This window comes from Parasphingopyxis sp. (assembly GCF_052168295.1).
Lineage (GTDB): Bacteria > Pseudomonadota > Alphaproteobacteria > Sphingomonadales > Sphingomonadaceae > Parasphingopyxis.
In genome coordinates, this window is sequence record NZ_JBQLZN010000084.1 from 26,953 (window position 1) to 49,662 (window position 22,710).

21 protein-coding genes are annotated in these 22,710 nt (G+C 62.2%); 6 read left to right on the top strand and 15 right to left on the bottom strand.

Going from position 1 to position 22,710, the window contains the following annotated elements:
* Nucleotides 1-15: 15 nt before the first annotated feature.
* From ACTS1Z_RS13535 to ACTS1Z_RS13560, 6 genes are all read right to left on the bottom strand, one after another.
* Nucleotides 16-1,410, bottom strand: coding sequence for an alginate export family protein (locus tag ACTS1Z_RS13535; protein WP_442625001.1), 1,395 nt, complete (start codon nucleotides 1,408-1,410; stop codon nucleotides 16-18).
* A gap of 2 nt (nucleotides 1,411-1,412) precedes the next feature.
* A complete protein-coding gene (locus tag ACTS1Z_RS13540; RefSeq protein ID WP_442625002.1) occupies nucleotides 1,413-1,583 on the bottom strand; it encodes a DUF1427 family protein in 171 nt (56 codons plus the stop codon).
* Nucleotides 1,580-1,801: a DUF1427 family protein gene (locus ACTS1Z_RS13545; RefSeq protein ID WP_442625003.1), complete on the bottom strand. Its 222-nt coding sequence runs from the start codon at nucleotides 1,799-1,801 to the stop codon at nucleotides 1,580-1,582. The genes ACTS1Z_RS13540 and ACTS1Z_RS13545 overlap by 4 nt, the downstream gene beginning before the upstream one ends.
* Complete coding sequence (locus ACTS1Z_RS13550) at nucleotides 1,798-3,420, bottom strand: MFS transporter (protein WP_442625004.1); 1,623 nt, start codon at nucleotides 3,418-3,420, stop codon at nucleotides 1,798-1,800. The genes ACTS1Z_RS13545 and ACTS1Z_RS13550 overlap by 4 nt, the downstream gene beginning before the upstream one ends.
* Before the next feature lie 58 nt (nucleotides 3,421-3,478).
* Entirely contained in the window at nucleotides 3,479-5,359 is a 1,881-nt protein-coding gene (locus ACTS1Z_RS13555; RefSeq protein WP_442625005.1) for an amidohydrolase, read from the bottom strand.
* Between the two features lie 161 nt (nucleotides 5,360-5,520).
* Nucleotides 5,521-6,219, bottom strand: a complete 699-nt coding sequence (locus tag ACTS1Z_RS13560) for a hydrolase (RefSeq protein ID WP_442625006.1) — start codon at nucleotides 6,217-6,219, stop codon at nucleotides 5,521-5,523.
* Nucleotides 6,220-6,391: 172 nt separating this feature from the next.
* Between ACTS1Z_RS13560 and ACTS1Z_RS13565 the strand changes: the two genes are divergently transcribed.
* Nucleotides 6,392-7,354, top strand: a complete 963-nt coding sequence (locus ACTS1Z_RS13565; RefSeq protein ID WP_442625007.1) for a helix-turn-helix domain-containing protein — start codon at nucleotides 6,392-6,394, stop codon at nucleotides 7,352-7,354.
* A 151-nt stretch (nucleotides 7,355-7,505) separates the two neighbouring features.
* Here the strand turns inward: ACTS1Z_RS13565 and ACTS1Z_RS13570 are convergent, their stop codons facing one another.
* From ACTS1Z_RS13570 to ACTS1Z_RS13580, 3 genes are read right to left on the bottom strand one after another with little or no spacing between them, the layout of a single operon-like run.
* Entirely contained in the window at nucleotides 7,506-7,823 is a 318-nt protein-coding gene (locus tag ACTS1Z_RS13570; RefSeq protein WP_442625008.1) for a 2Fe-2S iron-sulfur cluster-binding protein, read from the bottom strand.
* A gap of 23 nt (nucleotides 7,824-7,846) precedes the next feature.
* Nucleotides 7,847-9,094 (bottom strand): cytochrome P450, encoded by a 1,248-nt coding sequence (locus ACTS1Z_RS13575; RefSeq protein ID WP_442625009.1) that lies wholly within the window; start codon nucleotides 9,092-9,094, stop codon nucleotides 7,847-7,849.
* Nucleotides 9,095-9,118: 24 nt separating this feature from the next.
* Complete coding sequence (locus ACTS1Z_RS13580; RefSeq protein WP_442625010.1) at nucleotides 9,119-10,579, bottom strand: coniferyl aldehyde dehydrogenase; 1,461 nt, start codon at nucleotides 10,577-10,579, stop codon at nucleotides 9,119-9,121.
* A 211-nt stretch (nucleotides 10,580-10,790) separates the two neighbouring features.
* Here ACTS1Z_RS13580 and ACTS1Z_RS13585 point away from each other — a divergent pair, with 211 nt between their 5' ends.
* On the top strand, nucleotides 10,791-11,309 hold the full coding sequence (locus ACTS1Z_RS13585; RefSeq protein ID WP_442625011.1) for a MarR family winged helix-turn-helix transcriptional regulator: 519 nt from the start codon (nucleotides 10,791-10,793) through the stop codon (nucleotides 11,307-11,309).
* A gap of 21 nt (nucleotides 11,310-11,330) precedes the next feature.
* Here the strand turns inward: ACTS1Z_RS13585 and ACTS1Z_RS13590 are convergent, their stop codons facing one another.
* Both ACTS1Z_RS13590 and ACTS1Z_RS13595 read right to left on the bottom strand, forming a co-directional pair.
* Nucleotides 11,331-11,747, bottom strand: coding sequence for a nuclear transport factor 2 family protein (locus tag ACTS1Z_RS13590; RefSeq protein ID WP_442625012.1), 417 nt, complete (start codon nucleotides 11,745-11,747; stop codon nucleotides 11,331-11,333).
* A gap of 27 nt (nucleotides 11,748-11,774) precedes the next feature.
* Nucleotides 11,775-14,219 (bottom strand): TonB-dependent receptor, encoded by a 2,445-nt coding sequence (locus tag ACTS1Z_RS13595; RefSeq protein WP_442625013.1) that lies wholly within the window; start codon nucleotides 14,217-14,219, stop codon nucleotides 11,775-11,777.
* A 697-nt stretch (nucleotides 14,220-14,916) separates the two neighbouring features.
* Between ACTS1Z_RS13595 and ACTS1Z_RS13600 the strand changes: the two genes are divergently transcribed.
* Both ACTS1Z_RS13600 and lptB read left to right on the top strand, forming a co-directional pair.
* Nucleotides 14,917-16,095 carry a hypothetical protein gene (locus ACTS1Z_RS13600; protein WP_442625014.1) on the top strand — a complete coding sequence of 393 codons (1,179 nt, stop codon included), beginning with the start codon at nucleotides 14,917-14,919 and terminating at the stop codon, nucleotides 16,093-16,095.
* Between the two features lie 66 nt (nucleotides 16,096-16,161).
* Nucleotides 16,162-16,944 carry an LPS export ABC transporter ATP-binding protein gene (gene lptB / locus ACTS1Z_RS13605; protein ID WP_442625015.1) on the top strand — a complete coding sequence of 261 codons (783 nt, stop codon included), beginning with the start codon at nucleotides 16,162-16,164 and terminating at the stop codon, nucleotides 16,942-16,944.
* A gap of 44 nt (nucleotides 16,945-16,988) precedes the next feature.
* On the opposite strand, the gene ACTS1Z_RS13610 is transcribed toward lptB, so the two are convergent.
* The 4 genes from ACTS1Z_RS13610 to ACTS1Z_RS13625 are packed head-to-tail and all read right to left on the bottom strand — an operon-like array spanning nucleotide 16,989 to nucleotide 20,615.
* The gene (locus ACTS1Z_RS13610; RefSeq protein WP_442625016.1) at nucleotides 16,989-17,672 is read right to left on the bottom strand and encodes a phosphoribosyltransferase; all 684 of its coding nucleotides are present in this window, start codon (nucleotides 17,670-17,672) and stop codon (nucleotides 16,989-16,991) included.
* Between the two features lie 12 nt (nucleotides 17,673-17,684).
* A complete protein-coding gene (locus ACTS1Z_RS13615) occupies nucleotides 17,685-18,323 on the bottom strand; it encodes a dienelactone hydrolase family protein (RefSeq protein ID WP_442625017.1) in 639 nt (212 codons plus the stop codon).
* A gap of 17 nt (nucleotides 18,324-18,340) precedes the next feature.
* Nucleotides 18,341-19,681 carry an erythromycin esterase family protein gene (locus ACTS1Z_RS13620; protein WP_442625018.1) on the bottom strand — a complete coding sequence of 447 codons (1,341 nt, stop codon included), beginning with the start codon at nucleotides 19,679-19,681 and terminating at the stop codon, nucleotides 18,341-18,343.
* A 55-nt stretch (nucleotides 19,682-19,736) separates the two neighbouring features.
* Nucleotides 19,737-20,615: a class II glutamine amidotransferase gene (locus ACTS1Z_RS13625; RefSeq protein WP_442625019.1), complete on the bottom strand. Its 879-nt coding sequence runs from the start codon at nucleotides 20,613-20,615 to the stop codon at nucleotides 19,737-19,739.
* Nucleotides 20,616-20,682: 67 nt separating this feature from the next.
* Between ACTS1Z_RS13625 and ACTS1Z_RS13630 the strand changes: the two genes are divergently transcribed.
* Nucleotides 20,683-21,180, top strand: coding sequence for a hemerythrin domain-containing protein (locus ACTS1Z_RS13630; RefSeq protein ID WP_442625020.1), 498 nt, complete (start codon nucleotides 20,683-20,685; stop codon nucleotides 21,178-21,180).
* Nucleotides 21,181-21,265: 85 nt separating this feature from the next.
* Nucleotides 21,266-22,705 (top strand): hypothetical protein, encoded by a 1,440-nt coding sequence (locus ACTS1Z_RS13635; RefSeq protein ID WP_442625021.1) that lies wholly within the window; start codon nucleotides 21,266-21,268, stop codon nucleotides 22,703-22,705.
* Nucleotides 22,706-22,710: the final 5 nt, after the last annotated feature.

Sequence of the window (22,710 nt, forward strand, 5' to 3'; positions counted from 1 at the left end):
ATGTGCCACGCGTCTCTAGAAGCGGAACTGGGCGGTCAGTTCGAAGAAATCGATATCCGCCGTCAAACCGGCCTCGCGCAGCGCCGCGCGCGGGCTAACGTGCGTGAAGATGGCGGTGAGGAGCAGCCGCTCGGTCGGCACATAGCTGGCCGTAAGCGACAGCGCTGTGGTCACGAAACGCTCCGCACCGCCCGCCGGGCGGATGAGATTACCGGCGGGCCCATAGACGCCGTCGCCGGTCTCCAGCCGCCAATAGAGATTGTAATCGGCAGTCAGCGCCAGCCGATCGTGCGGATTGACCGTCACGAAACCGTGCAGGTTCCAGAAGTTGCGCGGGCCGAGCACGGCGGCTTCCGAGAAATAGTTGCCGCGGGGAAAGAGCGGGTCGAAGGTGCCAAGATCGGCGTCGTCCGGGTCATCGTCGCCGCTCGCGATATTGGCGCTGAGCGCGATCCGCGGCCGCCACGGCGCGTCTTCGAAAGTGTAGCCGGTTTGGCTCGCAAGCGTCCAGGCGGAGATATTTCCGCCGGCGAAACTGCCAAACTGATAGACGCCCTCCCAGTTCCAGTCCCAACCTCCGCTCTGTCCCGAAAATCGCGCGCCGAGCGAGTGGCGCGTCGCCTCGCCGGCGCCCTGTGCGAAGCGCGCCGTTTCGTCGTGATGGCCGAGATAGTAGATGTCGATCGCTGCGCCCGGCATCAGCGCATTGCGGCGGACGGCATAAACGCCCCACAGCGCCTCGTCATGGCTGCGGTCGTCGTCGAATATGCCGGGATCGGTGTCCATCGGGCGCGCGAGAATCCCGTCCACACGCCAGTCGCCACTTTCAACAAACGGCCGAACCGCATCGAAAGTCCTGCGGACATTCGGACCTTCGCGCACATCGATCAGGCGGCCGGCGCCGAATTGCAGCTCCTGCCGGCCAAACCGCGCTGTGAGCGTGCCGCGCTCGAGCGGCACGCGGAGATCGGCAAAGAGATTCTGGACGGCGAGCCGGTTCTCGTCGACCGGGCTCGCGCCCCCTGCCCGCCCGGTTTCCAGAGCGCTCGACAGCTGGGCGAACACGCGCAGATGCGTACCGAGCCGGAGGTCTCCGTGAATCGTGTAGCGCTGCAGCCAGACCCCGTCGGGATCGTCCGGATCGGCGCCGAAAGCGGGATCCCGCGTAATCTCATAGCGTTGCCGGATTTCACCACCGATATCGAGCCAGCCATCATGGCCAACCGGAATGGCTTTCAGCCGATCGAAGCCCGTGCGGGATTCTGCGCCCCGCAGGCACGTCCAGTCCTCCTCGAAGCGCATTTTCTCGATGGCAACCGGACACTCATCCTGCGCGAGCGCCGCGGCCGGAAAAACCGCCGGCGCCACAAGCAGCGCGCGGATCACCACCCTGCCGAGCGGCCGTATCATACTCACGCAGCGAAGCGGGCCAACACCATGTCGGTCGCCAAAAATCCCAGCGTCATGAAGAGAACGAGCAAAGCTCCGGTCAGCTTTGGCGGCGCGGGCAGCGGCAAGTCGAACCAGCGGCAAGCAGCACCAATACACAGCGCGAGAAGAATGCCGACGACGGCTGAGATCATGATCGCACCTCCTGCGTATCGCCGGTCGGCCCGCCGCATTGGGCGCGCATCTTCGCCTCCCGGTCTGACGCGAAACGATCCGCCAAGAGATAGCCAACGGTCATCGCCACAACGAGGAGCGCCCCGATCAGCGCAGGCGGCGCGGGTAGCGGGATTCCGGCGAGACGACACGCCACGCCGATCGCGATCGCCAATGCAAATCCGAAAACGGTCTTCATGATCGAGCTCCTTTGGCGGCGGAAGCAAGGAAGTGATCGGCTTTGGGCGGCGCATCGCCGCGATGGAGAGCCAGGACGGCGTCCTGCGCCGCCTTGTCCTCGCCCGATACGCGCTCGTGATGGCGTAGATGCTCGGTCCAGGAGGATTCGAACCAGGTCTCGACGAAACGTTCGGGCACCTCGGCATCCTGCATCAGCGTCCACCCATAGCCGCCGCCCCGCCGTCTCGCCCGCGCGAGATCGGCCATCGCCGCCCGAAACGCTTCGGCATCGGCAGGTGCGACGTCATAGGCGATCTGGATCATGACCGGTCCGCGATCCGTCGCGTCGGCCAGGTTGACGACCGGCTCGGGCCAATGACCCGACGGCGTCAGATCGAGCGTCTCGCCCTGACTGAGCTTGGAGCGCCAGGTCAACGGTATCAGCAGGAGCGCACCGATGGCTGCGGCGAGGAGCGCGGTAGGGATCGACCAGCTGCTCGCCACCTGACCCCAGACGAGAGAGCCGCCGGACATGGCGCCGAAGAACACGGTGAGGAAGATCGACAACCCGCGCGCGCGGACCCAGTCGGGGAGTGCGGTCTGCGCCGAGACATGGAGCGAGGAGAGCACGGCGATCCAGCTCACACCCGCAAGCGCAGAAGCGATGGCGGCGACGACCGGGTCCGGGATAACCGCGAAAGCGACGAGGACGAGCGCGGTACCGAGCGTTCCCGCCGCAACCGTCCTGTCCGCGCCCAGCGCCTTGCGAATGCGGGGTAGTATGACGGCGCCTGCGACCGCACCCGCGCCCACCGATGCAAGCAGGATGCCGTAGAGCGTCGGCCCGCCGTCGAGGACATTCCGCGCGATGAGCGGCAGCATCGCCCAATAGGCGCTGGCAAAGGCGAAAAAGGCCGCGGCGCGCACAAGCGTCGCCCGCAACGGGCCGCTGTTGATTGCATAGCGCAATCCGGCGCGGATCGCGCCGCCGACATGTTCGGGGGGCAGCTTGCGTGCCGGATCGGCCGGCGGGCTCCACCACCAGAGCGCGACGATGATCACGAGAAAGCTCGCCGCGTTGACTGCGAACGGCGACCAGAGGCCGAGCGCGACGATCAAGAAACCGGCGAGCGCCGGTCCGATCGCGCGCGAAACGTTGATCCCCATCGAGTTGAGCGCGATCGCCGACGACAATTCCTCGCGCGGAACGAGCTTGGGCACGATCGCCTGCCAAGCGGGCGCCAGAAAGGCCGCGCCGGTGCCCAGCAGAAACGTGAACAGCAGGAGTAACGCGGGTGTCATCGCGCCCGCCGCGACGAGCAGCGCGAGCGCCGTCGTCGTAATGCCCAGCAGGATATTGACGATGATCAGCATCTTGCGGCGATCGACGATATCGGCGACGGCGCCGGCGAGCAGGGCGAACAGAAAGACCGGCAGGGTCGTCGCCGCCTGCACGGCCGCCACGACGAAGGGCGATGGTGACAGTTCCGTCATCAGCCACCCCGCGCCGACATCGTTCATCCATGTCCCGACGTTGGAGACGACCGTCGCGATCCACAGCACGGTGAACGACGCATGGCCGAACGGGGCCCATGCACCGGGCGCCAAGGTCTCTTTGTTGGTTTCGCTTCTCGCCATGGAAGGCCTCCTAGCCGCCGGAGCGACGGTCGGGATCAGCGTCGAGCCTGTTCAACGCTCAGACCGCGAAGCAGGAGCAGCCGAGCGCGCCCCAGAAGGATTTCAGATCCTTTACCGGAATCGGATTGTTCCAGGCGATGCCGTGATCGTGACCATGGATGCCGCAGCTGTTGGCGCAGCCGTCGTGGCAAGCGCGGGCCATCTGCGTTGCCGGCGCTGCGGCGGCCGCAGCCGCGGCGCTGCGCTGGCCGGGGCTCGGCAGATCGAGCACGGGGCTCCATGACGGGCTCGCCGGCGGCAGCGGCGGCGCGCGGTCGGCAAAATCGCCCTCGCCATAGACGACCCGCCCGCCGACCATGGTCAGCACAGCATTAAGCTGCCGGATTTCGGGTGCCGGTATCGTCATATAGTCGGCCGAGAGCGCCGCGAGATCGGCATACATGCCCGGCGCAAGCGTACCCTTCACATCCTGTTCACCGGAGAACCAAGCCGAACCCTCGGTCCAGATGCGCAAGGCGTCCTCGCGGCTCAACACATTGTCCTCGTCGTAAAGCGGCAAACCACCGAGCGTCTGCCCGGTCGTCAGCCAGTGCAGCCCGACCCAGGGATCGTAGGAGGCAACGCGGGTCGCGTCCGTTCCGCCGCCGACGGGCACGTCCATTTCGAGCATCTTGGCGATGGGCGGCGTGGCTTTCGCGGCCTCTGCGCCGTAGCGATCGACGAAATATTCGCCCTGAAAGGCCATGCGGTGCTGCGTCGCGATGCCGCCGCCTAGCGCCTTGATCCGCTCAATATTGCGCTCCGAGATGGTCTCGGCATGGTCGATGATGAAGCGCGTGCGAAACGGCGTGTTCCCGTTGACCCGCTCGAACACGCTGAGAAAACGGTCGATCGTTTCGTCGTAGGTGGCGTGGATGCGGAACGGCCATTCGTTGGTCGCTAGCAGTTCGACGATACGCTCCAGTTCGGCTTCCATCGTGGGTGCGGGCGTCGGGCGCGGTTCGAGAAAATTCTCGAAATCGGCAGCGGACCAGGTGAGATTCTCGCCCGCGCCGTTCATGCGCAGCATGTCCGATCCCGCGCCGGGTTCGGTCATTGCCACCCAGCGCTCATAGTCCGAAAGCTCCTGCCCCGGATTCTGCGCGAACAGGTTATAGGCGATGCGCACGGTCAGCTGGTCGTCATCGTGGAGCCGCTGGATCACATCGTAATCGTCGGGGAAGTTCTGCCCCCCGCCACCGGCATCGATGACGCTGGTGATGCCGAGTCGGTTCATTTCGCGCATATAGTGGCGGGTCGAGTTGATCTGGTCGTCGACCGGCAGCGTCGGCCCCTGCGCCAGCGTCGAATAGAGGATCAGCGCCGAGGGCTTGGCGATCAGCATTCCCGTCGGCTGTCCGTTGGAGTCCTTCTCGATCACGCCGCCCGGTGGGTTCGGCGTTTCAGCGGTGATGCCGAGTGCGTTCAGGGCTGCGCGGTTCAAGAGGGCACGGGCATAAAGATGCAGTACGAAAACCGGAGTGTCCGGCGCCGCTACGTTGATCTCGTCGAGCGTCGGCATCCGGCGCTCGGCAAACTGGAATTCGGACCAGCCGCCGACCACGCGCACCCATTGCGGCGCCGGCGTGCGCTCGGCCTGTTCGCGCAGCATGCGCAGCGCGTCCGCAAGGCTGGGCACATTCTCCCAGCGCAGCTCCATATTATAGTTGAGACCGCCGCGGATCAGGTGCGTATGGCTGTCGTTGAGACCCGGAATGACGCGCCGCCCGCCGAGATCGATCACCTCCGTACCGGAGCCGGCGAGGCGCATGATTTCGTTATCGCTGCCTGTTCGTAAGATGCGGCCGCCGCTGATCGCGATCGCCTGCGCCTCGGGGTTCTGGCGGTCCAGCGTCGTGATGCGGGCATTGTGGAGGATAGTCTCGGGGGTATTGGACATGGTCTGGCTCCATGCAAACTTGGGGGCAAGCGCGAGCGTCGCCGCTCCTGCGGCGAGACCCTTCAACGTAGTGCGGCGGCGGACGGGCATGGCGGCTCTCCGGTTGAGATGAACACAGTGCACCCGGCCGGGATTTGTCGGCCGGGCGTTCGCGGGTGGCGCTACTCGGCCGCCTCGGCCACCGCCGCAGCGATCGGATCGAGCCGCTTGCCGCCAGCGAAACGGGCCGGCGCCTTGTGGACATGCGTGTAGGCGTAATCGATCCCCATGCCATAGGCTCCGGCGTGTTCGCGCAGGATCGTCATGAGATCGTCATAGGTGTCGCGGCGCGCCCAGTCGCGCTGCCATTCGAGCATCGTCTGGATCGTCGTCATCGGTACCACGCCCGCCTGCTCCATCCGGCGCATCGCGGCGTCCTGTGCAACCGGCGACGTATCACCCGAAGCATCCTCGACCATGAAAATCTCGTAACCGCCCTCGGCCATCGCCGAAAATGCGAACATGTTGTTGCAGATGCCGGTCCAGAGCCCTGACACGATTACCTTCTTGCGGCCCGCCGCTTCCAGCGCATCGCGTACCTTCTGATCGTCCCAGCTGTTCATCGACGTTCGTTCAAGAATGTCGTTATCGGGGAACACTTCCAGCAGTTCGGGATAGGTGTTGCCGGAGAAGCTGTCCGTCTCGACCGTCGTGATAGTCGTCGGCACGCCGTAGAGCTTTGCAGCCTTGGCGAGCATGACGGCATTATTCTTCATCGTCTGCCGATCGATCGACTGGACGCCGAACGCCATCTGCGGCTGATGGTCGATGAAGATTAGCTGGCTGTTATCAGGCGTGAGGATCTCGGGTGCGTTGGTCATTCGGTCTGCTCCTTTCTGAGAGTTGCGATTCTTCCGTTGTGCCGCGGCGCGTCTTGCCCTCCCCGAAAACCGCCATGGTCTTGCCAAACCCGATATGCCGATAGCGTCGTGCGATCGCTTTCACCGATGCCGCACCTTTTTCACTCATGTGCGAAAAATCCAATCGATTAGCTTGAAGCCGGTCATAGGCGAAGCCAATGTCAGGGACATGAAAGAGGAGCCCTCTTCCCCATCAGCCGCCGAAGGCGAGCGGTTTTCGTTGAAAGCGGCGGACTACCGAACGATACCTTTCGACGGGCCGCCGGCCACCGAGCTCCCGGAATGGGGTGGCGTCGCGCATGCGGAGGGTCTGAAGTTCATCCTCCATCCGCCGCTCGATTTCGAGATCGCCTATCGCATTCCCGATTATCTGATTTTCACACCCTATGCCCGCGCGGTGGTCGACATCTCGGTGAAGGACGGTCCGATCCGCCGGCAGGCCTGGCCGGCGGGCTCCGCCTTCATCGTCCCGCCCGATACCTGTGTCCGGGCACGCATGGCCGAGCCGGTCGAGTTCCTGTGCATCGCCGTCGATCCGACGCGTGCCGAGACGGTTTTCGCGCGCGTCGCCCGGGACCGGCCCTGGGCGCCACAACTCATCGAGGATTTCGGCGATCCGGGTTTCGCGATGTTGCAGCAGGAGTTGCGCCGGTCACTGCTCGGCGATCCGCTCGTCGAGCCGGTCTATCTTGAAACGTTGGCTGACGGCATGCTGGCCCGTATCGGCTGCTATCTGGCAGGCGCCGCCATCGGCACACCGGCCAAGGAAGCGATATCACCGGGCGTGCTCCGCCGGATCGTCCAGCATATCGAAGCCAATCTGGGCGAGAAGCTCGTCGTCGAGGAACTCGCGGAGGCGGCGGGCCTCAGCCGCTCGCATTTCACCCGGGCCTTCCAGAGCGCCACAGGCGAGCCGCCGCAGGACTTCATCATCGGTCGCCGCCTTAGCCGCGCCCGCGAACTGCTGGCCGATACCGAGCGCGAGATTGCGGAGATCGCCGTCGCAACCGGCTTTTCAAGCCAGGCGCACCTGTCGAGCACCTTCAAGAAACGGCTCGGCGTTACGCCGGCGCGATACCGCAACGCGTTTCGTTGAACGAAACGACCTGCATTGGCATCATCTTCGGCCGTTCTCCAGCTGCCTATCGACCGCCGTAATTAGAAAGGTCGCAAAACGCCGTAATGCTTTTAGGTGTGCGCGGCGCGTATTCCCTGCGCTCAACCATGACCAAATACCTGCATCCGGGTCAGCCTTCCGGCGGCGCGACGCGGCAACGCAACCCCTCCAGATTCGGCGATATCATGATCTGACAGCTCAGCCGGCTTTCGGGGCGCGAATGCAGTTGATCGTCAAGCAAGTCGGCCTCCTCGCCGGTTCGTTCGCCGACGCGATCAAGCCATTCCGGATCGATATAAACATGACAGGTCAGACAGGACATTTCGCCACCGCAGACTGCCTCGACGTCGATATCATTATCGCGCAACGCGACCATCAGCGGTTCGGCTTCGACGGCATCAACACGATGCTCTTCGCCCTCGCGATCGACGGCGATGATCGTCACCATAGCATTGCCTCCTTAACCAGATCTCAGCGAACGAGCCTGATTGGGCATGTTTCGAGGCCGTAATTCAGAAGACCACCGGTCTGACGAAGCCGCGGCGCCGAACCCGGTTCGATGGCGCTGTAGCGGTCGAGAATGCCGTTCAGCATCTGCGTCGCCTCGTTCCGGGCGATGCCCGAGCCCATGCAATGATGGACGCCATGGCTGAAGGTCAGGTGCCGACCGATATTGGAGCGCTTCAGGATGAAATCGTTCGGACGTTCCCAGATTTCCGGATCGCGATTGCCGGAAGCGAAGAAGATCGCCACCCAGTCGCCTTCGCGAATCTTGGTGCCGCCGATCTCGGTATCCTGAGTGCAAACCCGGTGCAGCCGCTGAACCGGACCATCGCGGCGCAGGCTTTCTTCGATGAACGGCCGGATCAGCGAACGATCTTGTCTAAGCTCATCGAAGAAATGCGGTTCCTCGACCAGCGTATCGATCAGATTGCCGAGCAGATAGCCGGTCGTCTCCGCCCCGGCAACGACGAGCGTGACGCAGAAACGGATCACTTCTTCCTTGGTCAGCATATTGCCGTCGGCCTCGGCCTGTATGAAAGCCGACATCAGATCGTCCGGCACATCCCTGCCAGCGGCGATATCGGCATAGCGCTGTCCGACGGCGTCCTGATAATAATTCCACAGCTCGATATTGCACTGATTGCGCTCTTCGGTGGTGAAATCGGACGTCACCATGAAAGCGTTGGCCCAGCGGCGAAGCAGCACATAATCCTCTTCCGGCGTACCGATCAATTTCGTCATCACCAGCGCCGGAAGGTCGGGCGCAAGATTGGCCATGAAATCGACCTCGCCTTCGTCCTCCTTATCGAGTAGCCGGTCGACGACACCCTGCATCCAAGGCGTGACGTCGGCCTCCACCCGCTTGGGCTTGAAGGCGATCTGCGCGATTTTGCGCAGCTCGGCATGGCGTGGGTCATCATGATTGACGAGCATCAGCGTCGGCGCTTCCGACTCTTCCTGCATGATGTCACGCGAGGAGAATATCTGCGGCTTGCGGCAGACCTGGATAATGTCGTGATATTTGAGCACGACCCAGGCGGGATAGGGTTTGTCCTGACCCGGCACGGTGCCCGGCGGGTAGTCTTCGAGACCGAACTGAATCGGTTTGTCGCGGAGCGCGTCATAATAGGGATAAGGATTGGCAATCACCTCGGGCGAATAGAGGTCCTTCGCTTCGAAAGCGTCGAGATCGGAAACAACTGTCGCGCTGGCCATGTCGTGAAATCCCCTGTCTGAAAACTATCCGTGTTTGAGCAGAAAGCGCGAAACGCGCTCGAACATGCGTCCGTAAGGCGGTCGGAGTGCAGCGCCGATGTCGAACGAACTTTGCCGGTAGACGGCGCGCGCGTGGCTAAATTGCTTGAACCCGTCGAAGCCATGATAGGCGCCCATGCCGCTCGCGCCGACGCCGCCGAACGGAAGCGTGTCGATCGTGTAATGCATAATGACGTCGTTGATGGTGACTCCGCCCGACTGGGTGTCTTCGAGCACCGAACGGATCTCGGCATCGTCGGAGCCGAAATAGTAGATGGCGAGCGGGCGCGGTTGCCGCGCCATATAGGCGAAGATGTCGTCCAGATCGCGATAGCCCTTGACCGGCAGGAGGGGACCGAAAATCTCCTCCTGCATCACCTCCATCTTCTCATCCGGGTTGAGAATCAGGGTGAGTGGAACAAGATTGTCGCCGCCTTCGCCGAGCCAGTCGAAACTGACGATTTCCGCGCCCCTAGTGCGCGCGTCTGCAATGTAGCCGCGCAGGCGCTCGGCATGGCGGTCGTTGACGATCGACACGAAGTCCGCCGCCTTACGATCTTCAGGCGCCGTCTTGCGCACGGCATCTTTGAGTGCCGCGACGAAATCATCGATTCCGTCCTCGGGCACGAAGACATGGTCGGGCGCGAGACAGATCTGGCCGGCATTGAGCATCTTGCCGAAGATGACGCGCTCGGCCGCAAGCCGCATATTGGCGCCCTTGCCGATCAGCACCGGTGACTTGCCGCCGAGTTCGAGCGTCACCGGCGTGAGATTTTCGGCAGCCGCGCGCATGACATGCTTCGCCACGGCCTCGCCGCCTGTATAGAGAAGATGATCGAAGGGCAGCGCGGTAAACGCACGGGCGACGCCCGGCCCGCCATTGACTACGGCGACCTCGTCTTCGTCATAGGTGGCCGCGACCAGCTCCTCGATCAACGCCGCGCAGGCCGGTGTCGCTTCGGACGGTTTGATCATCGCCCGGTTTCCAGCCGCCAGAATACCCGCAAGCGGCGCGAAGCTGAGGTTGAAGGGAAAGTTCCAGGGACTGATACAGCCAACGACACCGAGCGGCTGGTACCGCACTTCTGCGCTCGCACCGGCCAGTCGGAACGGCGCGTCGACAGACCGCTTCTCGGGCCTCATCCAACGCTCGACCCGTTTGATCGCCTCTTTTATCGGCTTGGCCGTCGTCACGATCTCGACGAAAAAACTCTGCTGGGGCGAGCGATAGCCGAAATCGGCCATGGCCGCGTCGACAATGCGCTGCTCATTGCCGACAAGCAGATCGAGCAATCGGCGCAACCTGTCCTTCCGAATGGATGCCGAAGGATGGGTTTCGGCGAGAAAAGCCCCGCGCTGAGTATCGAACAGTCGTTTCAGGCCATCCGCACCTTCGGCGCTGGCCGCATCGACCGGTACGGAAGCGGATTGCGTAATATTCAGCACTGCTCTCCTTACAGCAGGTCTCGCGGACATGAGCCACGAGCCGAATGCTCATCGTTCTCGAAAATTATGCTAGCTTAACGACATTATGAGTCAATAGAAAATATGTCTTATAGACATTGTTTCAATTGCTGTCCGTTCCGTTATGTTTGTACGATGCAATCGGATCGGGCCGCAGACTGGTCCGCTCATGAGAAAGCCTGGAAAGTGAACAATGACAAAGGCCAAAGACCCAGCACTCGCCTATCTCGATCTGTTTTTTCCCATCCATTACATCGTCGGCATGCAGATCGAGGACACGTTGCGCAGCGGCGTATTGACGCGCCAGCAGGCCTGCATTCTCTGGACGATCCGCGTTCAGGGCGAGAATGGCCAGATGATGCGCCGCAAGGACATCGAGAGGGCGATGGCGTCTTGGTACGAGGTCACAAGTTCGGCGATTTCCAAATCTCTGCGAGCCCTGACCAAGCCGCCACTGGACCTTCTCCAAATATCCGAAGATCCGCGTAGCGGCCGCGAGAAGCTCGTGCAGCTCACCCCGCGCGGACGAAAGTTCGTCGAGGGGATGATCCGCAATGGCGTTGCGCTTATGGACATCATGATCGAGCGGCTGACCGATGAGGAAATCGCAAACGGCATCCATTTCCTGACCCGTGTGACCGAAGTGTATCAGGACATCCGGGACGAACATGGCGATCGTATTAACGAGGTTGTGACGCAGACCGCTGCCTGATGTTTGGCCCGCGCTGGATCGTCAGCGCTCGGGCGTTTCGACATCGGTGCACACGAAAGCCGCCTTCGCGCTATCCTGAAAGTCGCGGAAGCGGAGCACTTGGCCATCGGCAACGTCGATCACATGGACATAGTCGGAATCATAGACCCGCCCATTGGCGTGCAGCTTGAGCGTGAGATGCCCGACCACCGCGACCTTGCTGCCATCGACGATAAATTCGTCCTGCCGGAAATCCTGAATCTCGACATCGTTGGCGACATGGCCGAAAAATATCCGGCATTTCTCCTTGCCGCGGAAAATGCCGGCAAAGGGGATGACCGAAGGGCCATAATATTCGATCGTGCAATCGTCGGCGAGTATATCGAACAGCGCATCGAAATCGCCGCCATGGATTGCCGCGTAGAAGCTGTCCGCAACGGAGCGGGCATCGTCACTCATCGTCATTCTCCTCAAATGGCTAGCGCCTCAGAACCGCGCGCGAAACTCGATCCCGTACGTCCGTGGCGGACCCAGCGGCCCGACAAATTCGGCGCCATAAACGGTGCCGGTCAGAATCTGGTTCGAGAAATAGACTTCGTCGGTCAGATTGTTGCCGAACAGCGCGAAACTGTAGCGTTCGTCAGCGGTAGTGAAGGCTATCCGTGCGTTAAGCAGACCGTATGAGCCTTCCGAAGCGGCGTCGATATTGAACACCGTAAAGAAGATTTTGTCCTGCCAGCCATAATCGGCGCGCAGGGTCAGATCGCCGGCCGTGCCGATCGGGATGTCTGCCTGGGCCCCGATATTGAACTTCCATTCGGGCGCGCGCGGTAGTCGCAAGCCCGAAAGATCGCGGAGCACTGATCCCGGCGGCTGGCTCAGCGGTGCCGGACGCAGCGGCTCGGTCAGCTCGCCTTCGGTGAACTCGGCATCAACATAGGTGAGGCTACCGTCGATGCGGAAATAGTCGCTGAGATTGGCGATCGCCTCGACTTCGAAGCCGGTGACGCGCGCCTCGCCGACATTGCGGATGATCGGCTGATTGCCGATCGAATCCTGCGCCTGGAGATTGGTATAGTCGTAGCGGAAACCGGCCATGTTGAAGAGCAGCCGATCGTCGAACAACTGCGATTTCAGGCCGATTTCATAGGCCCAGATCGTTTCGGGCTCAAACGGCGTGCGCTGGCTCGAACCGATATTGTAGCCACCGCTCTTGAAGCCGCGCTGCACAGTCGCATAGAGCAGCACCTCGGGCGTCACCTGCCAGTCCAGCCCGATCTTCGGCGTAAAGGCGTCGAAGGTCTCCGGGCCGTCAACCGGCGCGACGACGAAGCCAAACGGATCGGGCATCACGTTATTCCGATCATTGCTGATGGCGTTCGGAAACAGCTGGGCGTTAGGCGCAAAACGCACCTGCTGCCCGCCCGGCGTTGCTGCCAGAAACACAAGATCGAAATTCTGGAAGCCGTCGCGCCGCTCCCAGCTGTAGCGACCGCCAAGGTGTAGCGTCAGCGTATTGGTAATCTCGTAGGACGTATCGAGATAGACGGCGAAGGCTTCGGTTTCCTGGCTGCCGTTCAGATGCAGTTCGCAACACAGATTGGTATCCGGAATGACGATCGGGAAGACGGGGATGACACCGGCAGTCTGAAGATCCTGAAGGCCTTGGCGCAGGATCGGCTCCCAGAAATCGCCGAAGATATCGTTGGTGATGTCATTTTCTTCTTCGAAATAATAGCCGCCGAAAATCCATTGGAACGGCCGGTTTTCCGGCGATGTCAGCTGGAATTCGACACTCCATTGCTGATGATCCTCGGCCCGCCTGTAGATGTTAACGAACTGGTCGGAGAGATCGAATTCGTTCTGGAAATCGGGATTGGTGTCGCGATAGCTGCCGATGAGCGACAGCGTATAATCGCCGAGCGCCCATTCGAGATCGCCGGTAATGCCCCAGATTTCGGTATCGTTGAAATATTCGGCGTCGGCGAAGATATCGCGCGAGCGCGCCGCAGTGATCCGCCCCTGATTCTTGAGCGCAAAATAAGCGAGCGTCTGACTGCCTTCGCGGCTCGCCAACCAGTTCGGTACTTCCTCCTGATAGCCAAGACTAGCGAAATGGAAGACGTTCGCGGTGTCGTCGGCGCGATAATAGTCGCCGCGCAGGGTCAGCACCGCATCGGGGCCCAAATCGGCCTGCAGCGTCAGCCGCATGGCAATATCGTCGCGCGCCTCCACGCGCCGCGTCGGATTGGGCTCGCTTGCCGGCAGGTTACCGCGCGGCAGGTTGACGGTCGTATAGCCGTCGCGATTTTCGTAATTGACCGCCGCCCGTGCACGAAAGCCATCCGTAAGCGGCCCGCTCACGGCGCCGAAAAAGCCCGTCCGGTCGTAATTGCCGAGGATGAAACGCGCCTCGGCTTCGAATTCGTCAGTTGGCTCGCGCGTAATGATATTGACCGCCCCCGCCGTAGCGTTGCGGCCATAGAGCGTACCTTGCGGTCCGCGCAGCACCTCGAGCCGTTCCACGTCGAAAAATGCCGGACCGATCGCCGCCGCGCGAGAGAGATAGACGCCGTTGAGATAGGTCGCGGTAGAACTGTCGCTGCCGGCGATGATCACCGGTGTGCCGACACCGCGGATGAAGATCGAGGTATCGCCCTGATAGGTGGATATCTGGACGCCCGGCGTGAGTGCGGCGATCTGATCGACCGACTGAACGGACCGCGTTTCGAGGGCATCATCCGTGAAGGCGGATACGGAGAGCGGCGTGCTCTGCAAATCCTCTTCTCGCCGACTGGCCGTCACGACGATCGGTGTTCCGGAAAACGGCCCGGCTCCGGCGGAACCGTCCTCGACCTGTGCGTTGGCCTGACCCGCAACACCCATGGCCAAAGCGACCCAAGACGCACACGCATAACGATAGCGCACCATCGCAGCACCTCCTCCCCACATTTATTATGTCTTTGCGACACTATTATTTGTGGACATATTTCATGTCAAGACATGATAAACTGTCGCCATAGCCCCAAAGTGTTGCGTTTCTTCACGGTGGTGGACAACCGGCGTGTAAGGGGGCGGCAAGGCGCGTATGGCGGCGCCAGTTCCACCGCAACTCAAAGCTCGGTCACGGACCCAGGTCCAGCCCTGCCACCAAGCGAAAAGATGTGGTCGGGTGTTAGCGCGTGCTGCCGGCGGGTTTCGCGTGCCCATTCCGAGAATGGCGATTAGGTGTAGTCCGCACCACAGACTCTCTGATTTTTGCGCCACTGCCGACTAACGATTCGACTGCATGCCAGCGGTGTGGGTGCGCAAATCGGACCAACCTGTTCGGAGACCGGTTCGCTCCAAACTGCGTCGCGCACCACCGCAAACCGGCTTTTTGCCTGCGCACAATCGCTGCATTTATGTTTCGACGATGCCCCCACAGCGGGCCGCGAATGTACGCTCTGACGTGATTTCGGGATCCGGCGCGTAACGTACAGTTGATCCGCCTCAACCGGGCAGGCGCTAGACATTCTATCATCCTTTCGAGCGCATGAACTCGAAGGATCGCAACATGATACGCGCGCAACCAACCGATGACCGTGTCGGAGTTTCCAGATGGCGAGCATCGGTCAAAAAATTCGTCTTGATCGCCAGCGCCGCTCTTCTGACGAGCGGATTGCCTGCGCAAGCACCGCAGAGCGGTGCGGCCGATGCAGAGGACATCGTGCGATCGGCCGACAATATCGGGTTCGACGCGTCGGCGGCGGACGATCTGACTTTGGCCGGCGATCGCGTGAGAGTTCGCGGCATGGTGTCGGACGACCTGCTCGCCATCGGCGGCGACATCAGCAGCACCGCCAGTGTCGACGGCGACTCCCTCACCGCGGGTCGCGACGTGGACCTCGAAGGGACGGTCGCGCAGAGCGTGTTCGCGCTCGCGATGGACCTCGCCATTACAGGAACGGTGGGCGACGATCTTTACGCCGCCGGGGCGAATGTGGAGATCGCCGATAGTGCGGTGATCGAGGGAGATGCCCTCATAGCCGGCGACGATGTCGCGATCGACGGCCGTATCTCCGAAGATCTCAGAATTGCCGCGAGCGACACCCGGATCGCCGGCATTATCGGCGGCAATGTTACGATACATGGGAACGAGGTCCGTGTTTTGCCGGATGCCCGGATCGACGGTACCTTGACCGTGACCAGCCCCGAACCGCCTGAAGTTGCAGATAGCGCCGTGATCCGCGGCGGTGTCCGCCACGTCGAGGCCGAAGAGCATGAGAGCCGGTCCAGCCCGATCCTGGAAGCCCTCGGTTCCTGGTTTTTCGGAACCGTTGCGGCGACAATCGTCGGCACGATACTCGTGTTCATGATCCCCTCGATCAGCACATCGATATCGGGATATCTGGTATCGCGGCCGCTCGCCTCTTTCGGAATCGGGTTACTGTTTGCAATCGCGGCGTTCCCTGTCGCAATCCTGTTGGCAATCACGATCGTGGGCATCCCGTTCGCATTCGCCCTTTTTGGCGGATTCATGTTCGCCATATTGGCGGCCATTCCGATGTTTGCGGCCGGCATGGCCATCTACTTCGCCGTAACGCGCGATCGGGATCGACCGAAGCCGCTCCGCAGGACGATAGCCTGGTTGGTGGCGATATCCGCGATATTGGCGTTGATCGGCCTGATCCCGGTCGCCGGACCAATATTGCTGGGCGTCGCGGCGACGACTGCCATCGGCGCTTTCGTCAAAAGCCTTTGGGACGTCCGGCACGCATTCGGGATACAGTCCGCATCCGATATGCTCGGCCGGGCGTCCGCATAGAGACACTCGGCACGCTTCGCATCGACAGAGCAGTATCCGCAACGGGCAGGGACGTAGAGCCGCGACATGACACGACTGGACACGTCCGAGCATGCCGGAGCCGGTTTTTCCACGCCGGACGACACTTCAGAGGGGCTTTCAGTCGTCGAGATCACGAAGATATTCGGCAAGAGGCAGGTCCTCCACGGAATATCTCTGCGCGTCCTGCCGGGCGAAATCATTGGTCTCTTCGGACGGGACGGTGCCGGCAAGACGGTGACCTTTTATTCGATCATCGGCTTGATCAGGCCGAATTCCGGCCGGATTGCTCTCAACGGCAAGGACATAACACACCTCCCCTTTTACCGCCGCGCCATTCTCGGATTGGGCTATCTGCCGCAAGAGCCGTCGATCTTTCGCGGCCTAACCGTCGAGCAGAACATTTTGGCCACGCTCGAGATGGTGGAAACCGACCCAGTGGCCGTATCCCGACGCCTGGACGAGTTGCTGAAGGCGCTGCAGATCGACCATCTGCGGAACGTGTCGGCTAAATCTCTGTCCGGCGGCGAGCGGCGCCGGTGCGAGATAGCGCGAGCACTGGCGCTCGAACCGTCAATCATGCTGCTCGATGAGCCTTTCGCCGGCATCGACCCGTTGACGATAGGCAACATCAAAAGCCTGGTTCGCGAATTCAAGAAGCGGAACATCGGCGTGTTGATCAGCGACCAGGACGTGCCGGATATGCTTGAGCTGATCGACCGCGCCTATGTTATTCACGAGGGCGCGATCCTGTTCGAGGGCACGCCTGCTAAAATGCTGGAGAATGTCGATGTCCGTCAGCTCTATCTCGGCAGCGGGTTTGCCCTCTGACATACGGCGCGCATGATCTGGTCCGGCATTGCCGCGATCCAGCGCTATGTCTCGCCCGCAATGCCGGTCATCGCCTCCTGCCTCTTTGCGAGCAGACCGACCACTTCGGAATCTTCGACTTGCGAGAAATCGTCGTAATGGACGCCGACCGCATAAAAGGGACGCGGCGCCGACAGATAGACAAGTTCGTCGCATTCGGACCGGAATTCGGACACCGCTTCCGCAGGCAGCACGGGAACGGCCAGAACGAGCCGCGCCGGCATGGCCCGCCTCAGCGCTTTCAAGGCAGCCTTCACCGTCGCCCCGGTGGCAATCCCGTCGTCGACGAGGATGACCGTGCGCCCGTCTACATCGGTCGGCTTGCGATCCCCCATATAGGCGCGGCGGCGCGTTTCGATCTCGGCCAGCTTGCGCTGCATCTGAGATCGCAGCCACTCGGGATCCGGCGCGAGATGGGGGAGGATTTCCTCGTTCAATATGAGCTGCGGATTGTCGCCATCGGCGACCGCCCCAATGGCGTATTCCTCTTGGCCGGGCGCGCCGATCTTTTTCACGAACAGCGGCTCGAGCGGCGCGTTTAGCGCTTCGGCAATCTCGTATCCGACCGGGACACCGCCCCTGGGCAGCGCGAGGACAAGCGGATCCTGTCCGGCAAGGTGCGCAAGCTTGCCTGCCAGGGCCTTGCCGGCCTCGGCCCGGTTCGCGATGCGAATGACAGATTGACGCATGACGTTATGCCCTCACTCTTCGGCCGACAGATGGGCCAGAAACCAGCGGCCCGCATGGCGGATTACCTCATCCAGCGTGCCGGGTTCCTCGAACAGATGGCCTGCGCCTTCGACGATGGTGATCTCCTTCACGCACCGGAGATGCCGGGCGGCCGCTTTGTTCATATCGATAACCGGGCCGTCGAGACTGCCGACGATAAGCAGCGTGGGCGCCCGCACGTCGGCCAGCGCCGGCCCCGCCAGATCGGGACGCCCGCCGCGCGATACGACTGCGCCGATCCGGTCGCCCAGATGCGCTGCAGCGACCAGAGCCGCGCCTGCGCCTGTGCTCGAACCGAAATAGCCGACCGGCAGCGTATCGATCCGTGCCGCCGCGTCCACCCAGTCCGTCGCTTCGACGAGCCGGGTCGCGAGCAGCTGAATATCGAACACGTTGGCGCGATCCCGTTCTTCGTCGGGCGTAAGGAGGTCGAGTAGCAGCGTCGCGAGGCCGAGCCGCCGCAGCGCCGCTGCAACATGGTTGTTGCGCGGGCTGAGCCGGCCGCTGCCGCTGCCATGCGCGAATATCACGAGCCCGACCGGTTTTTCGGGAACGTCGAGCAGCGCCTTGAGCCGGTTGGGACCAACCTGCACAGGGACGGGATCGGACATGCTCTCGCCCGCCATCGTCAGAGCCCGAACGGGTAGGTTTCGGGGGCGCCGCGCGGGCGCTCATGGCCGAGCGGCGACACCGCCTGGGTCCGTTCGAACCAGACATAGGCGTCGAACTGCTCGGCCAGGACAGCCTCGAAATAGTGGCTCGCATACTCGCTTTCGGGCCGATAGATCACGCCGACCGCACGTTCCAGCCGCGCGCTTCGCAGCGCCTCGGCGAGATCGCGGCGGTTGGGCTCGCGCCAGTCGGTCAGGAAACGTTCGATGCCGGTCTTGCGGAAGGCATATTCATAGCTGTCCGGACGAACCGGTTTCAGCGTCTTGACCTGCATGTCCGCGCCCCAGGCGCTCGCCGCCGCTACGGTGCCCGTATCCGCGCCGAAACCGATCAGCACCGCCTCTTCGCCATAGGCGAGCTTGCACAGCTCGCCGATATTGAACTCGCCGCGCCATCCCATCGCGGTCGCCGCCGCATTGCCAATGTGCGAGTTGTGCGCCCAGACCACCGCCTTGGCATCCGGCCCGTGATGGGCGAGCAGCGCCTGCAGCGTATCGAACATGTGGCGATCCCGCAGGTTCCAGCTTTCCGCCGCGCCCCGGTACATGGCACAATAATAGCGTTCGGCCGCGCGCACGATCCGCGCGTTCTGGACGGCATCGAACCACTCCTCGCTATCGCGCATGTCATCCAGCCGGAAGGCGAGCATCTCGCGCAGTTGCGCGACCACGCGCTCCTCGCAGCTCTTGAGGCCGGCATGCACGACTGCGCGGCCGTAATGCGTCGGTTCATCCATCCAGGGCGTCAGGCAGCCATATCGGGCGCGTGCGCGATCGGCGACGGCGGGATCGATCGTCTCGAGATGAGCAAGGACTGCATGGATCGATTCCGAAAGGCTGTACACATCGAGACCGCGAAAGGAGGCACGCCGCGATTGGGGCAGGCTTTCATTGTGGGCACGCAGCCAGTCGGCGAATTCGAGGACTTCGTAGTTGCGCCACATCCAGGTCGGGAAGCGGACAAAGGCATCGCCGCGCTGCGGCCGCGGATCGTGATGCCGGACGTAACCGTCGATCCGCGCGGCGTCCGGCCAGTCGGCTTCGACGGCGACGATGGAAAAGCCGTGTTCCTCAATCAATCGGCGCGTAATCCCCGAACGCGCGCGGTAGAATTCGGATGTGCCATGTGTCGACTCGCCCAGCAGCACGACGCGCGCATCCGCGAATCGGTCGAACAGGGGCCCGAACTCGTCAGCGCGAGATGGCGCGGGCAGCGGCTCCGCATAACGGCGCAATATCTCGACCAGGGCGGGCAACCCGTCCCGTGCCTTTCGCGGGTGTAGGTCGACGGTTCTCATGGTGTCTCTCGAACGCCATCCTGGCGCAAATCGACGGCCGGCCAATTGATCGGCCTCAAGCTGGCAACGGTTCGGAATTGCTGCCAGGCATCCCGCCCGCAACAGCGTTCCGCATGCTCCAGAGATAGATATCCATGCCGCCTAACACGTCGGCCTCCCAGATCGAATTGTCGGGCACCTCGATCCAATCCTCTTGGGTCAACGGTTCGGACGCGACGACGACAGCCCGATAATCGGAATCGGGATCGTGCCGGATATGCGGAAAGCCGCAAATCTCGCAATCATGCACACCGTCCCGATGAACGAAGAACAGGCTCCGGTTCATGCGGGAACCGGCGAGCCGCCGTCCGTCGGTCAGCATGACGTTGAGGCCGAGCCGCTTGCCGGGCGCCGCTTGCGCGCTCATCGCCGCGACATCGTCGACCAGGCGCCAGATCGCATCGACCAGACTTTCTTGGGGATGGATCTCGCCGCGCTCGCACAGGCTGAGAAAATAGTGGAAGATATGCTCGCTATCGGTCTCGCCCCCGATCCGCTTCCATTGGCTTTCACTCATGCGATCGCGCATCAGAGACCGGACTTTGTCGAAGCCGGGCACCGTCCCGTTATGTGCGAAAACCCACGGACCCTCGGCAAAGGGATGGGTATTCTCGATCGCCGGTTCGCCGACAGTCGCCCGGCGAACATGGGCCACTACAAGCTCGGAATAGGTGCGCGCCGCGGCGCGGCTGAAATGCTCTCCATGATATGCAGCCCAGGCCTCGCGCTGCACGTCGGGCTCCATTCCGTCATATGTCGCCACGCCCCAACCATGCGCATGATCCAGCCCGGACAGATCCTTCCGGCTTTGCGCGATCAACGCATTCTGGGCGTGAACCAGGGTGCACTCGACCTTGGTCGGCTCCGTGGCGATAAATCCGTACAGGCGGCACATGAGATGATCCGCGTCAATTGGTCCTCAAATCGATGCGCTATCCTGCACCGATGGAAAGCTATCGTTCATGACGCCGATCAATCACGGCTTGTTCGATGCATTTCGCGCGGATCACGCGGTATTGGGCCGCGGTCTGCACGCGCTTCGGACTACGCTGGCCGCGGGCGACGCAGCCGGCGCGAAAGCTACGGCACGCGACGTCGACAAGGCGGTTGGCGCGCATATCGCTTTCGAGGAAGAGAATTTCTATCCGGCGCTGGCGGCTTTTCTCTCGCAAGAGGAAGTCGAGGCCATGTACGCCGAACATGCCGAGGGCGCGCAGATATTGGGACGGATAGACGCACTCGACCCGGATGAGACAATTCCGGCCGCCGAGCTCGAGGCGTTGATCGCCGGCGTCGAGCGGATGGAATATCATGTGTCCGAATGCGGACAGCTGTTCGGCGCGCTGGGTGGACTGGACGAGGCCGTGATGGACTCATTGCTCTCCGACCTCGAACGGTGGCGCCAGCGCGCGCCGAGTTGGAGCAGCTATGCTCGAGACCAAGTGCCAACCGCCGAATAGCGCTTCGCCACCCGCGAACGCTGCGTCTGCAATAGCGCCCTGGCCTATCACCGGCATAACGGATTTCCGCCTGACTGAAGCCGAAATGGCGCGGATATCCGCACTCGCCGCTCGCCAGCTCCAAAGCGAACCCAATATCGACAAACCGGAAATATTCGGCCCGGCCGTCTGCACCGGCTATGCCGAGGCACCCACCGTCTTTCTCGAAGATCATTCGGCGGTCCAGCTCGTCCAGCCATCGCGCGCATCGATCTTCGAGTACCGCTCCTTCGCGCTCGCCCGGCCGAACGATTTCGTCCTGCTGTCGCGCCCGCGCGTTCCCGCTTACGAACGCTATCTTCAGGAAACGGTCGGCCTGCAGAATCCGACTGTCCTCGAGGTCGAGCGCGATCTGACGAGAGGGCCCGTCGCGCTGGCCGCTGCCGGTCTGCGCGATCCTGCAGCAGTTACGCGGCTGGCGGAAGCGGCGCGCGCGCATGGCGGACTGAACATCTGCCCGTTCCTTGCGGCCGGACACAGCTGGCTGCTGGCGGCAGAGATCGCGCGCCGATCGGGTTCGCGCGTGCATGTGACCGGTCCGCTGCCTCAATTGACCCAAAGAGTGAACGACAAGCTCTGGTTCGCAGCGCAGGTTCGCAAGTTGCTCGGCCGCGATTCACTCCCTCTGAGCTTCGCGGTCTCCGGGCCGGCGGCCGCAGCGGCCTATCTGCTGAAGCTTGCCGCGGAGCATGACCGGCTGATCGTCAAACTACCATCGAGCGCAGGATCGATGGGCAACCTTGTGCTGCATGGTCCGGAAATCCGTTGTCTGTCGATGACGGATTTGCGGGAGCGGCTCATCGACAGTCTCAAGGCGCTCGGATGGCGGGGCTATTTTCCGTTGCTCGTCGGCGTCTGGGAGGGCGGCGCTCTGGCCAGCCCCTCTGCGCAGATATGGATCCCGGAACCGAGACATGGTCAGCCGGTCATCGAAGGGGTTTTCGGGCAGTTCCTCTCGACGGAAAGACAGACTTTTGTCGGCGCATCGTCAATCCGAATGCCCGCGAACATCGAGAACCGCTTCCTCGAGGAAGCGCAGACCATAGCCTATTTCCTGCAGTGCTTGGGTTATGTCGGGCGTCTCAGCCTCGACGCATTGCTGATTGGCGAAAGCATTGAAACTGCTGATATTCACTGGATCGAGAGTAACGGCCGCTGGGGCGGCGTCTCCATTCCGATGACCGTCGCGCACAGGCTCGGACTGGATTTATCCGAACAAAGTCTGGTCGTCGTCCAGCAAGCATTGCGGCAAAATTCGGACATGGAATTCGCCGATATTCTGGATCGGACAGCCCCGCATCTTTTTTCGGCGGATCGAAAAGGCTCCGGCCTGGTGTTTCTCGAACCGTTCGGAATTGGCGAGCACCACGCGACATTCTTCGTAATTGCCGATGACGACAAGGAAGGCATGCGCATCGCATCCGACACGCTTTCAATCATCTTCCACGATCGGGAACCGAAACCGCTTACCGGAAAGCCAGAATGACCGAT

Bases quoted from the DNA above. Each gene is read 5' to 3' on its own strand.
- ACTS1Z_RS13585 (WP_442625011.1), top strand. From the start codon at position 10,791: ATGACAAAGGCCAAAGACCCAGCACTCGCCTATCTCGATCTGTTTTTT.
- ACTS1Z_RS13635 (WP_442625021.1), top strand. From the start codon at position 21,266: ATGGCGCGGATATCCGCACTCGCCGCTCGCCAGCTCCAAAGCGAACCC.
- ACTS1Z_RS13610 (WP_442625016.1), bottom strand. From the start codon at position 17,672: ATGCGTCAATCTGTCATTCGCATCGCGAACCGGGCCGAGGCCGGCAAG.
- ACTS1Z_RS13535 (WP_442625001.1), bottom strand. From the start codon at position 1,410: ATGATACGGCCGCTCGGCAGGGTGGTGATCCGCGCGCTGCTTGTGGCG.
- lptB (WP_442625015.1), top strand. From the start codon at position 16,162: ATGACACGACTGGACACGTCCGAGCATGCCGGAGCCGGTTTTTCCACG.
- ACTS1Z_RS13575 (WP_442625009.1), bottom strand. From the start codon at position 9,094: ATGGCCAGCGCGACAGTTGTTTCCGATCTCGACGCTTTCGAAGCGAAG.
- ACTS1Z_RS13560 (WP_442625006.1), bottom strand. From the start codon at position 6,219: ATGACCAACGCACCCGAGATCCTCACGCCTGATAACAGCCAGCTAATC.
- ACTS1Z_RS13555 (WP_442625005.1), bottom strand. From the start codon at position 5,359: ATGTCCAATACCCCCGAGACTATCCTCCACAATGCCCGCATCACGACG.
- ACTS1Z_RS13570 (WP_442625008.1), bottom strand. From the start codon at position 7,823: ATGGTGACGATCATCGCCGTCGATCGCGAGGGCGAAGAGCATCGTGTT.
- ACTS1Z_RS13625 (WP_442625019.1), bottom strand. From the start codon at position 20,615: ATGTGCCGCCTGTACGGATTTATCGCCACGGAGCCGACCAAGGTCGAG.
- ACTS1Z_RS13615 (WP_442625017.1), bottom strand. From the start codon at position 18,323: ATGTCCGATCCCGTCCCTGTGCAGGTTGGTCCCAACCGGCTCAAGGCG.
- ACTS1Z_RS13630 (WP_442625020.1), top strand. From the start codon at position 20,683: ATGACGCCGATCAATCACGGCTTGTTCGATGCATTTCGCGCGGATCAC.
- ACTS1Z_RS13590 (WP_442625012.1), bottom strand. From the start codon at position 11,747: ATGAGTGACGATGCCCGCTCCGTTGCGGACAGCTTCTACGCGGCAATC.
- ACTS1Z_RS13620 (WP_442625018.1), bottom strand. From the start codon at position 19,681: ATGAGAACCGTCGACCTACACCCGCGAAAGGCACGGGACGGGTTGCCC.
- ACTS1Z_RS13550 (WP_442625004.1), bottom strand. From the start codon at position 3,420: ATGGCGAGAAGCGAAACCAACAAAGAGACCTTGGCGCCCGGTGCATGG.
- ACTS1Z_RS13545 (WP_442625003.1), bottom strand. From the start codon at position 1,801: ATGAAGACCGTTTTCGGATTTGCATTGGCGATCGCGATCGGCGTGGCG.
- ACTS1Z_RS13595 (WP_442625013.1), bottom strand. From the start codon at position 14,219: ATGGTGCGCTATCGTTATGCGTGTGCGTCTTGGGTCGCTTTGGCCATG.
- ACTS1Z_RS13540 (WP_442625002.1), bottom strand. From the start codon at position 1,583: ATGATCTCAGCCGTCGTCGGCATTCTTCTCGCGCTGTGTATTGGTGCT.